This window comes from Gaoshiqia sp. US2, from assembly GCF_059705485.1.
In genome coordinates this window covers 2,952,795-2,965,084 of sequence record NZ_AP048550.1, presented here as the reverse complement: position 1 = coordinate 2,965,084, position 12,290 = coordinate 2,952,795, and the positions used below count along the sequence as shown (strand labels likewise).

7 protein-coding genes are annotated in these 12,290 nt (G+C 46.8%); all 7 read right to left on the bottom strand.

Annotation, left to right across the window (positions count from 1 at the left end; genetic code table 11):
* Positions 1-9: 9 nt before the first annotated feature.
* Positions 10-1,215 carry a n-acyl-d-glucosamine 2-epimerase gene (locus AC6H3C_RS11785; RefSeq protein WP_497521020.1) on the bottom strand — a complete coding sequence of 402 codons (1,206 nt, stop codon included), beginning with the start codon at positions 1,213-1,215 and terminating at the stop codon, positions 10-12.
* Between the two features lie 41 nt (positions 1,216-1,256).
* Entirely contained in the window at positions 1,257-2,360 is a 1,104-nt protein-coding gene (locus tag AC6H3C_RS11780) for a Kelch repeat-containing protein (RefSeq protein WP_497521018.1), read from the bottom strand.
* A 78-nt stretch (positions 2,361-2,438) separates the two neighbouring features.
* On the bottom strand, positions 2,439-3,359 hold the full coding sequence (locus AC6H3C_RS11775) for a dihydrodipicolinate synthase family protein (protein WP_497521017.1): 921 nt from the start codon (positions 3,357-3,359) through the stop codon (positions 2,439-2,441).
* Positions 3,360-3,385: 26 nt separating this feature from the next.
* Positions 3,386-5,188, bottom strand: coding sequence for a family 20 glycosylhydrolase (locus AC6H3C_RS11770; protein WP_497521016.1), 1,803 nt, complete (start codon positions 5,186-5,188; stop codon positions 3,386-3,388).
* Positions 5,189-5,363: 175 nt separating this feature from the next.
* Positions 5,364-6,998, bottom strand: coding sequence for a sialidase family protein (locus tag AC6H3C_RS11765; RefSeq protein ID WP_497521015.1), 1,635 nt, complete (start codon positions 6,996-6,998; stop codon positions 5,364-5,366).
* Positions 6,999-7,251: 253 nt separating this feature from the next.
* A complete protein-coding gene (locus AC6H3C_RS11760) occupies positions 7,252-8,805 on the bottom strand; it encodes a RagB/SusD family nutrient uptake outer membrane protein (protein WP_497521014.1) in 1,554 nt (517 codons plus the stop codon).
* Between the two features lie 20 nt (positions 8,806-8,825).
* The gene (locus AC6H3C_RS11755) at positions 8,826-12,182 is read right to left on the bottom strand and encodes a SusC/RagA family TonB-linked outer membrane protein (protein ID WP_497521013.1); all 3,357 of its coding nucleotides are present in this window, start codon (positions 12,180-12,182) and stop codon (positions 8,826-8,828) included.
* Positions 12,183-12,290 lie beyond the last annotated feature (108 nt).

The window sequence follows — 12,290 nt, the reverse complement described above, 5'->3', positions numbered from 1 at the left end:
TTCTTTTTTTTATTCTGAAACCTTCTCAGAAGGTTTGTCAGATGATCCGTTTATTTTTTCCAGTGTTTTCCATACCTGGTATAATCCGCGGGGAACATGGAAACAACCTTTCCATTTTCCGCCTTTCAGCGGCAATAACACCTCTCCCCTACGATTCAGGTAACCAAACCACTCATCGTGTTCCTGATCGGCAAAATGGGACCAGGTGTAGTCGTGCACCTTTTCGAACCAGCACAGGCATTCCTCATTTTGGGTATGATCATATCCTTTAATCAGACTGATTAATGTTTCCACATGTACCCACAACAGTTTTTGGTCCCACTCCAGTTGCTGCGGCGGGTATCCCTTGATGTCCATAAAATAGAAAATACCGCCGAATTCCTCATCCCAACCATACGCCAAGGTATCGAGTAAAATTTTAACAGCCTTTCGCATCAGTGCCTGATTATTCTGACGTTCAGCCAGGTCCATCATAAACCACATGGCTTCGATGGCGTGTCCCGGGTTCAGAAGCCGGCCTTCAAAGGAATCGGAAAAGCTGCCGTTTGGATTTACATTTTCCAGGATTAATCCGGAATCGGCTTGATAGAATACATCCATCACCTCATGAATAGCCTCACTACTGGTTTTCTCGACCAATTCTTCCGGCAAAAGGTGTTCGATTTCGAGAGCCAGATTACTCAGAATCATCGGCAGCGAAAAACCTTTCAATGGCCGGGTTTTCGGAACCAGTTTATTGAATCGCCCTTTGGGGTTGTCCTGGCGCGCCAGAATATTGTCAAACGTACGTTTAGCCAGATCAGCATATTCGTCGTTGCCGCTAGCCTGGTAAAGCTGCCCAAAGGCCATTGTTGCAAAACAATCCGAAAAAATATTGTATGGCTGAACCAGCGGTTTCCCTTCGCGGGTAAGCGAGAAATACCAGTTAAGCTGCCCGTCGTGTCCGAATTGGCGCAAAAAACGGGCGCCATGTTCTGCCATGTCAAGCCACTGTTCTTTTTTTTCGACCTTGTTATACAGTAATGAAAACATCCATACCTGCCGGGCTTGCAGCCACACAAACTTGTCGGTATCAAACACCTTTCCCTGCCGGTCGAGACAGGTAAAATACCCGCCACACTGCTCGTCTTTTGAATTTTTTTCCCAGAAAGGAATCACCTTTTCGAGCAATTCCTTTTGGTACTTTGATGCTGTTTTATTTAAATCCAAACTCATATTTCTGCCTGTTTTTGTTGAATTGAGCACGTCAGGACAAACTACTCGCCCAACAAAATTGTTCCCCGGGTGATTTTTGCAGATCGAACTCCCGGACGGACTTCGCCACCGGGAATAATGATTTGCTGATCCCACCAAAAGGCATTAGTCGTCACCTGAGTCATCCCTGGAAGTTGCCCCAAACGGCTCAATTTTTCGGTGAGCGTATTAAACCGGTAAATATCTCCGGAAAAGCCCGGGTGGTTTGTCAGATTATTTTCTTTTTGTTTCAAAAAAACGTCCCGTTCTTCCGGCGTAGCTGCTTTTAAAACCGCGTCGATCAATCGCTCTGTTTGGTTGAAAATCGGTCCCTGATCGCCTCCAAAAAGCAAAATAGCATGCTCACCAAAAGCCAGTCCGGTCCCGGCTGATAATCCAAAAGCCGGTTCATCGCCGACCTTCAGTGTTCCGGCTTTTAGCCATTTCTGTTCCGACGGAATGTATTTCCAGATGTCGCTCAGAAAGTTTGAGGTAATACCTGTTTTATTCCGTCCACCCAACACATAGATGCAGACTTCTTTTCCATCAAACTGACAGGCTGCCACCGCATGTGAAAGCGGTACCGGCAATTCAGGAAGCGTTTGCCATGTCAACTCTTCGGCAGAGAGGTCGAGTGAAAGGAAATGGTTTGTAGCTCCGTCCCGGTCGAGTCCGCCGGCTAAATAAACCCGGCTTCCTTTGATCGCAGCACACGAACTCGAAAGAGCAACCGGCAAGTCCGGGAAATCTACCGACCGGATGTTATTACCTTCCACCGAAAGCATAAAAACCCGGGTAACAGGTCCATCAGCCGATTCACCGCCTATGCTTAAGATTCCCATTCCGGTAGAAATACAGGCGCTGTAAGCGATTGGAGAAGGCAATTTCCATTCAGGTTGAGACCATTCCAACTGGTTTTCGGCTTTTTTTGTAAGAATATAACAGTCGTTGTGATATAATTTTGTTCCCCCTTGCCAGGGCATGGCATCTTCAAAGTTTGTTCCTCCGGCAATCAACAGGTGATCCTGATAAACTCCGGCCACTGGTCCGGCCAAACCGTGCTGAATCTTCCGCCCTGCAGCCGGAGGAATAATAGCCAGGGTATCCCAGTTGATTTTCATGTTCATTCTGTCTTTTTGTTGACTTGGATTACACGATGTTAAAAGCACAGACGCAAGCCAAATCCACATCCTGTTTTTCACACCTTAAAATTTAGAGAATAAATCTTCCATGTTCAGCGCCATTACATCCGCTTTGAATAACGGATAAATTTCGGCTGTCATATTTTTAACCGGCAAGCGGAATTCGCCGCATTCCAGTCCGACATAACGCATATAAGCTTTTCCGGTGGCAATACCGCCGTACTTGCCGAGCAGCCGGATCATATCGATTGACAATTGTTGCAACTTCCGGGCTTCAACGAAGTGTCCTTCATCATACGCTGTCATTAGCTGATGATAAAGTGGCGCTGCATAATTAAACGTACTTCCAACACCGCCACGAGCTCCCAAAATAAGGGCCGAAAGTAGATTTTCATCCCGTCCCCAAAGCATGTCGTATTTGCCATCCCTGAAATTCAAACAGCTCAAGTAATCCATAAAGTCTTCGTGGGTGTACTTGATCCCGGCGAGGTTGGGAATCATCGTCTCCGCTTCCTGCAAAAAATCAAACATTGCCACGTGGCAACCGGTTAAAACGGGAATGTGGTAAAAATAAACCGGGAGTTGCGGGACTGATTCTGCAATTTTGGCACAAAATTCGGCCAATTGTTTCGCTCCCGCAGGTTTAAAATAAAACGGCGCCAGAATGGCAATCGCATCTACGCCCAGCGCAGCTGAAGTTTGAGCATTTTCAATACACTCGGCATACGATGTCCCTCCAACCAAATCAATTACTTTTAATGCCTTTTGTTTCTTATTCTGAAATGTCCAGGCCGTCGTGATTTTAATTTTTTCTTTTTGTGAAAGCGAAACGCCCTCGCCGGTTGAGCCGTTGATAAACGCGCCAACGACCCCATTCTTAATCAGAAAATCGTAATAAGCGGGTATCTGATCAATATTTATTTCGCCGTTTGGAAACATCGGGGCAAATGGCGCCGCAATAAGTCCTTCAATTTTTTTTATCATGATGTTCAAGCTTTATTTTTTTCTGTTCAATTCACTAATTTATTTACTGAAAATTTTACGTTTTCCACTTCGCACAGTCCATCGGCATCCAGGCGTATGGGAACGAAGGTGAACATCCATTTCCAGGAGCTTCTACTATGGGGAAGCTTTAAAACCACACGATTCCATCCTTTCCGAAGGTCGATCGAAGTTGGCTGGCGTATCGCATAATTTTCATCCGTGAAAGGAATTTCTTCCGTTTTCGCTGCCAATCCGGGATTATTCCAGACGGGCGGTTCTATCAGCGATCCATTGAGCCAGATCTTTGGATCGGTATTGTGCCATTGGCCCTGCTCGGGGAAAGGCCCTCCCCGACGACCTCCGGATCGTGACCAATCGTGAAAACCAATCCAGCAGTAGACTTCCTGATTCGCAGGAGACCAGATATCTGTTGCGGCATAGATTGTTCCTTCTTTCTCTGAAAAATGGGAAGGGTATCCAAAAAAATGGTTGATGTGGATGGTTCCTCCGTAATACGGACCGCTCCAATCCAATTGTTCAAATGCCTTGTGATCATTCAACAGCTCTTCTACCGGAAACTCAAGGGATAAATCGCCTTCATGATCAAAAGGTCCCAAGAGACTCCAGACGATTTGCGTTTGCCTGACATACGGAAAGGGCTTTCCTTTAAAGTAAAGGTCGCGATGCTGGCAAAGCCGTTCTTCAAAATCCCGAAATTCATCATACAAAGGATTGTCGGGCATTGGTATTTTAGCCAAATAGTTTTCCCCCAGATCTTTTGATTGTCCCGTCCAGGATGTTTCGCTGTAGGTGAGCATCCCCGGATAAACCATATTGTGCCTGATGATATCGTTGGGGTCAGCCACCATATTGTCGTTCCAACAGCACAGAATGCCTCCCAGACGCAGGGAGTCACTCTGAGCAGCTCCACAAATACGGTCAAAATACAGCTGAGCTATACCGGCCAACGGATCCAGATGATTGAGGTAGTTGAGTCTGGAATCCAGGTAACGATGCCCCGGTTTCGGACTTCCATCCGATGACCACAGTTGTGTGACGGAAGAATCGTCGCCATCAATGGGTTGGCCGGGACGCCACACAATCACTTCGCGTCCGTGTTGCCTCACGCGTTCAACCAATGCCGATAGTAATCCCGGGGCCGAACGCTCACGCGCATGCCATACTTCGTCGGTTCCCAAATGAATATAGGGCATTTTTCCCGCCGGGGCTAAGTCACACAACTCATCAACCAAATTCAGCAAGATCGGCTGTACCAGGGGATCGCTCATCGAGTCGATGACAAACGCCTTTCGAAAAGCCTCACTGTGCCCGGGTATATCGAATTCAGGAATAAGGGTAATGAAACGTTCTTCACAGTACGCCAGGAGATCAACAAATTCTTCCTGCCGGTAAAATTTGCCGGGCCAACGACTCATGGATGAGGCTTCGGACAACTCAGGATAACGCTTGCTCTCGAGCCGCCAGGCAGGATTATCGGTCACATGAAAATGAAATACGTTGAATTTGTAGGCCGCCATCACGTCAATCTGTTCCTTCAAAAGCGAAACCGGCATATAGTTGCGGCCAACATCCTGCATAAAACCACGAACCTTAAAAGCCGGCCAGTCAACAATTGAACATCCTTTCAGGTAACGTTTTCCGTTGTTTTCAAAGGTCAGTTGTTTTATTGTTTGTAATCCCCTGTAAAGTCCGGTTTTGGTTGTGGCTTCTAAAACAACCGAATCGCGGGAAATGCTCAATTTGTATGCCTCTTCGTCGTTAAAAGGCACCGCAGTGATTTGAGACACCAGTCGCTGAACGAAGGCCAAGCTGCTATCTTTTAAATCAAAATCAAGCTGATTCCATCTGAGTTGCTGTGGACTAGGAATAAGTGCTGGCTTTAGGCTTTCGGGTGTATTGCAAGAAATAAACAACAACAAACACAAAGCACCTGCAAGTTTCAGGATCAACTGTTTTTTCATGTCTCTCAATCTCCAAAAAATACTAATCACCTGATTTTAAAACATCTGCAACCAAAACCTTCTGAAAATAAAGATCTTTAACACCTTCGTACAAAATACCAATCGTTTGTTCATCGATCATGGTCATGCACGAATACCCGTATCCGGCCGTTTCGTTCAACTCCAGCTGGAGTTCTTCGGGCCAGGTAAGCCCTTCATCCAGACTGGCTTTGATGGTCATATTGGTTCGCTGGCTTTTATGGCTCGGGTTTGAAAAGAATAATACCCGTTTGGTTTGGCCGCCCAGGTTCAGGTCGGTTGAAATGATGCCGGCCATACAGTTCGGCTCTGGCAGCGCTGAATTGGATGACGGGTGCACAGCCCAGGTTTTACCAAGGTCGTTGGTTATGGCCACCGCCCGGCCGTTGGTGTCACCTTTATCGGTCCGGTTGCGGTCGTCGCGCATGTTCAGCATCAGGCTACCGTCGGTCAGTTCAACCACCTGCGCTTCGGTGGTGTTGGATTTGGCGCCGGAGCCAATCTGCCAGCTTTTTCCTCCATCGTTGCTGTACACAATCGTAGAATGGCAGGTATATTGGCCGCCGTCAAGCGCTTTCTCGCCGAGGCCGGCTTTAAACTGCGCCGGAAAAACCAGCGTTCCGTCACCGAGGGTAATTCCCCGTCCCGGGCCCTGCAACAGCAACTGCCACGACGGATCCTTAACCTGTTCGGTGATGTTGATGGGTTCCGACCAGGTCAGTCCGTCGTCGGTACTTTTGGCAATCATAAACTGGCCGGTGACCTCGGGACTCGTCCCGGGTTTTGAGGCCCACCACAGCATGTCTTTTTCAGTTGCGCCACTCATCCACAGAGCCGCAACCCAAAGGGTATGAGTATGATGATCGTAGAGCACGCAGGGGTCGCCAATGCCGTTAAGCCGCTCCGGACGGCCTCCCCATTCGCCCATGTCCATAATAACCTTCATCGGTTCCCAGGTTTGTCCGCCGTCGATGCTTCGGCTCATACCAATATCAATGTCCTCCTGAAGATCTTTGCTGTTGTTGTAGCGGTTATCGTAAACGGCAATAAGCGTTCCCTCTTTGGTGGTTACCAAACCCGGGATCCGGTATGTATCGCAATGGTCCTGACCGGCTGCTCGAAGCACTTTGGCAAGACGATAGCGATGATTTTTATCGGCTTCGACAGCTAATTTTTTATGCTTTCCAAAACGCATTACAATTTTTTCCACCTGCACGTTTTGTTCCAATCCGGCATCCTCTTTCACCCTGAAACTGAAAGAAAGCGTATGAACGCCTTCACCAAATTCGAGCGAACCGGTCAGTTTAAGCGACGAAGCAATCGTTCCGGTTTCTCCGAATAAGGATTTTTCGGTGTTATCCCCGTCAATTGCCGTTAAATTTCCGGTAACGGCATCCAGTATTCCGCTTGGTCCGGCTTCGGCAAAAAACAACTCTACCGATTGCAATTCAAGCGAGGTCGTCCCGCCGGTGACTGTAAAACTGAATTCAAGCGCACCCGGATTGTCTCTTCCGACAAAAAGAGGCACATGAGGCTGAATCAAGCGGACATCATGAATGCCCTGAATATTTTCGGTGTCTGAACAACTCCAAAAAGCAGCCGCCAGAAACGCCAGTATGATTAATTGATTTTTACTCATTAACACAGGTATTAGATTATTCATCAGCTTAAATTTAAGGAAATTAAGGACCCGTAAAAAATATTTGGCGGAACATATGAGGCAGTACCAGAAGTCTTGAATAGAGTCATCCTGGCCGACAGTTGCCGGATCAGTATCTCAACCCGTTGAATGACAGACCCCGAAATAAATTCGGGGTGACCAGATTCCCAAAGATTCAAGACTTCTGGTACTGCCTCATGTTATTCAAAAGCTGATCGAATTAGTTTGTTGCTTAATTATAACCCGGATTTTGCTCCAGGAGCGGATCACCGTTTAACACATTGACATCAATCGGCCATAAAATCATATACGCCTGATCAGATGTCAGAACCGGAGCCGGGGCTTCTCCGTAAACGCCGGCATAATTTACGCCGGCCGTAAACACCAGCGGCTTTTTACCGGCATCCTGCATCCTGATCAGATCGAACCAACGCGAGCCTTCGTTCACAAATTCCTTATCGCGTTCTTTCAAAATTGCTATTTCGTTTTCTTCAAAAGTACCGCTGGTGAAAACCGGGTATTCGCTGCCATAAGCCCGTTCGCGAATCTGATTGATGTATGTTGCCGGATCGCCGCCTAAGCTGTTTTCAATTTCAGCCAACATCAGGATGGCATCAGCATACCTGAAGATCATGATATCGGAATCATAGGCCCGGGTTCCCAGTGTTGTTGAATAGTTGCCAATAAGTTTTTTCATAGCAGCGCCGTGTACGGCCCGGATGTACTCGAAGAAAGTACCGCTGCGACGCGTATCGGTCACATCAAAGCTTTTCACAAACGATTCTTTGTACTCGTGACGCATGACACCGCCATTCACCAGATTTAGCGGATCGGAGGAAAACGGGTTGCCATTGAGATCGGTAGCACTTGCCAACAAGTCGTTGGGCTGATAAAGGAAATTGTGTCCCCAGTTGGTTGATTCTTCCCGGTCGAAATACAGTGCAAAAATCACTTCACTGTTTGCTTTTTGAGTGAAGATTTTGGAGAAATCGGTCAGAAGCGAAAAATTACTGCCGGTCACTTTCTGTAAAGCCGTTTTTGCCACCTGCAAGTCGGCTGTGCCGGTTGCCGTATGATCACCGGTCGTTACCTTGGCCGACCATAAATAAATCTGGGCCTTCAGCATGGCCGTGGCATAAGGAGACCACAAGTACTTGCTTGCCACCGTTGTGCCTGTTCCAAAATAGCTTTCCGATTTATTGATGTCAGCTTTTATCTGGTTCAGCGTTTCCGCGGCAGTTGAACGGGCCAGGTACAGATTTTCGGCCTGAATGACCCCACCCAGAACCTTCACCGTTAATTCAAGAGGAACTCCGCCATAGGTCCGGTACAGCATAAAATAGTACAGCGACCTTAAGCCATAGGCTTGTCCCAGGTAATAGCCTTTTTTATCGGCAGTTAAAAAGTTGGCCCCATCTTCCACACTCTGAATAAAGTGGTTAACCTGCAGCAATTTCGCATAGATGCCGTACCAGTTCGAAATTCCGGTGCTGGTTGCCGTAAACGTGTTCGCTTTAACAGGCGCTTCATTATCCATTGAAGTTCCCATGGAAGAAGTACCAAGTCTCAATGTGCCGCCGCGGGCCTCGCCCAGGTAGTAAAACATTTGGTACATCGACCTCAAATCCTGGTGGAGGCCCACCATAAAACTTGCTACCTGCGATTCGTTATTCCAGAAGTTTCCGGAACCGTAGTAATCAATCGGGCCCAAATCGAGTGTATCATCGCAGCCGGAAAAGGAAACTGCTGCTACAATCACCATTAAACTATAAAGTATTTTTTTCATAATGATCTCGTATTTTCTGATTAGAAGGTAAAGTTTGCGCCGAAAATAATTGTGCGTGGCAGGGAGTATCCTCCCCATCCGTTAGCACCGTATTCAGGCGAATAAATATTCTTGGCCGCCGTCCAGTAACCCAGATTCTGACCTGTCACCGAAAATTCCAGACCTTCCATATTCATCTTTTTAACAAGGTTTCCGGGTAAGCGGTATGAAAGGCTGATCTCGCGGAAAGCAAGGTAATCGCCGTTGTAAATGAACATTGATGAGTTACGGGCGTAGTTGCGTTTGCCTAACTGGTCGGCCCATACATAAACAGGATATTTTCCGTTGGGATTACTCTCCGACCAGGTGTTCTTCACCTTTTCGATCGTATTGTAGGTGCCCTGCATGTTGCCCATGATCCAGGGGAAGCGGGTATCGGTAACAACATGTCCCAATGCAAAGTCGGTACGAACGTTCAGGGTAAGGTTTTTCCAGCTCAGGCTGGTTGAAAGGCCACCGGTCCATGTGGGGGTGGTATTGCCAATTTTTACCAGGTCGAAGTTGTCAAGCAGGTCGTCTTCGTTCACATCCAAAAATTTAACATCGCCGGGTTGAATGGGAAGGCCTGTTCCCTGTGTGCCGGCCTCATAAACAGCATCCCATGAACTTGTACCGTACAGGAAACGGTTGTTGGACCCATTGTTACCGGTTGATTTATCAACCCATTTTGCCGGAATTTCGTTTATATTTTTGTAAATCCCCAGGGCCTTGAAAGCATAAACATCGCCCGGACGCTTGCCTTCCTGGTAACCGCCTACCCAGCTTAAACTGCCATCGCGGTTGTACACCTGGAAGGCATTCTGGCGGTTATTTTCCAATCCGTTGTACGGAAGCGAAACAATCTCATTTTGGTTACGTGCCGCGTTCACATTAACGCTCCACTTCCAATCCTTTCTGTTTAACAATCTGGCTCCTGCTTCCAGTTCGATCCCCTTATTTCTGATTTCACCATTGTTCGACCGGAAGGTAGAGATACCCGAATGAGAAGGAAGAGTGATATCGGCAAATTTGTCTTTTGTAAGACGGTCGTAATAAGTCAAACTCAGGTTGTAGCGGTTCTTTATGAAACCCAAATCCAAACCAAGTTCGGCGGTCCGGGAACGTTCCCATTTAAGTCCGGGATTCGGAAGCGTACTGATCAGGAAACCTGTTTCGCCCGCATATTTGTTGCTGGTATAAGCGCCCTGCACGTCGTAGTTACCAATGCCGGACACGTTCCCGTTTAAACCATAACTCGAACGCAGTTTGGCGAATGAAATCATATTGCCGAACCTTTCCATAAACTCTTCTTTGCTTATCACCCAACCTGCCGAAATACCGGGAAATGTGCCCCAACGGTTGCCGGAAGCAAGCTTTGAATAACCATCGTGACGGAGAACACCCGAAAGCAGATATTTGCCATCGTAGTCGTAATTAAGCCGGCCAAAGAACGACATAATGCGCTGCCGACTATGCCACGAATCAATTGTGCGGGCTCCTTCATCGGTTGATGTATAGCCTAAATCCATAAAATCGTCCGTCGGAGCTCCGTAACCGCCCGCATAAAAACCTTTGTTGTAGGAGTCGTAATATTCAACACCTCCCATAACCGAGATGTTATGAAGATCTTTAATGGAAAGATCATAATTCAGTATCCCATTGTAAGTCTGGTCTAAAGTACGGTCAAACTCAGCAGAAGAATTTCTTGTTGTATTGTATCTTGGGCCGACATTAGTCATAAAATCTTTGTTGAACGACTCGTATTTGCCTTCATTGAAGTACCAATTGGCTGCAACCTTAAAATAAAGGCCTTTCATCAAATCTATTTTAAATGATTGATTTAAGGTGAACTTATCGGTATTCTTACTGCGATAAAATTTATCGGCATTAATTTTCTGATTGGCATCTCCTGTGCCGCGGGTACCAATCAGCCACTCGCCATCTTCATTGGTTTCCCTGAACGTTGGAGGCAACGAGAAAATCCTTGAGAAATACTCCTGTTCCGAAGTAGCCGTTTCGGGCAAGTCGCGCCATTTTGCATCAGCAAAATTAATTGATGAATACGAAGTCAGCCAGTCACGGATTTTGTAATCGGCATTGAATAAGAAGGTAATTCGCTGGTACCAGTTCTCAATAGCAGTACCATTGCTGTAGTTGTACCCCAATCCGGCATAATAATGTCCGTTATCGTTGCCTCCGCTAAAATTTATATTATAATCCTGTGAAACAGATGGATCACGCAGGTTTACATCGGAGAGATGAAATTCTTTAAAAATAATCTCCTGATCATAGGCAGAGCTGTAGACAGCCAACGGGTCGGTCATTTTTCGCCATCCTTTGTTGAGCAAAAATGCCAAATCACTCGTATAGACCATCGGACTCCATACTGCTGCCGAATTCTTGTTTCCGTCAAGAACATTCCCTTCGGTATCGAAATACCTGTTGCCGGTACCATAGGGCTGGGCTGCCGACAAACTGTTCAGGTTGGTTGTCCCCGTCCAGTTTCCGGCTTTAGTTTGGTATATGTTTGATGAACGCCAGTAAGCGGTGCGCATATAAGTCAGGTAGTCTTCTGCTCCCAAAAAATCATAAATCCCTTCGTTATAATAGTTTAAACCAACTTTTGCTGAGAATTCGATTTTACCTGCTCCGGTTTTTCCTTTTTTAGTCGTAATCAAAATAACGCCATTATTGGCGCGGGCCCCGTAAATAGCTGTTGCGCCTGCATCCTTCATGACCTCCATCGATTCGATATCATTGGGGTTAATATCGCTCATGGTGCGGATTTGTCCGTCAACAATCACCAACGGAGAACCGGTTCCGTTGAGGTTGGTGCCGCCGCGAAGAATAAGCGTTGGTGTGGCTCCCGGATTACCCGAAGTTTGTTGCACCACCAAACCAGCCACTGCGCCCGAAAGAGCCTGCGCCGGATTCGAATGCAAACCAATAGACAGAGACTCTTCCCTTACCTTGGAAATGGAGTTGGTCACCTTTGAGCGGACCTGTTGTCCACCGTAGGCCAGAACAACGACTTCATCAATCGCGGTTGTCGAGGTTTTCATGGCTACATGGATTACATCCGAGCCAGCTATCCTCACCACCTGATGTTCAAACCCGATCATCGAAAACTCAAGCTGTGACGTTCCTGCCGGAACAGTTAGCGCATAATTTCCGTCAAGATCACTGATTGTCCCGATTGTGGTTCCCGATACCACCACGGCAGTCCCCGGTAATGGCTCGCCACTGTCGGCCTCAGTAATATGCCCGGTGATACTCCGCTGGGCAAAGGTATAGCTACTCATCAGCACCAGCAGCAACAACAAACTGATTAACAGCGTCTTTTCTTTCATCTTTCTCATTGGTTTTAGTTTTTCATTTTTATACATTTTGTCTTATGTCCTACATAATACACAACAAAAATAGAAATTGTTTTTTTTATTCCAAACATTTTTCCGAAATTTGCGTCT

Coding starts and splice junctions, on each gene's coding strand:
- AC6H3C_RS11785 (WP_497521020.1), bottom strand. CDS start 1,215: ATGAGTTTGGATTTAAATAAAACAGCATCAAAGTACCAAAAGGAATTG.
- AC6H3C_RS11780 (WP_497521018.1), bottom strand. CDS start 2,360: ATGAACATGAAAATCAACTGGGATACCCTGGCTATTATTCCTCCGGCT.
- AC6H3C_RS11775 (WP_497521017.1), bottom strand. CDS start 3,359: ATGATAAAAAAAATTGAAGGACTTATTGCGGCGCCATTTGCCCCGATG.
- AC6H3C_RS11765 (WP_497521015.1), bottom strand. CDS start 6,998: ATGAGTAAAAATCAATTAATCATACTGGCGTTTCTGGCGGCTGCTTTT.
- AC6H3C_RS11760 (WP_497521014.1), bottom strand. CDS start 8,805: ATGAAAAAAATACTTTATAGTTTAATGGTGATTGTAGCAGCAGTTTCC.
- AC6H3C_RS11755 (WP_497521013.1), bottom strand. CDS start 12,182: ATGAGAAAGATGAAAGAAAAGACGCTGTTAATCAGTTTGTTGTTGCTG.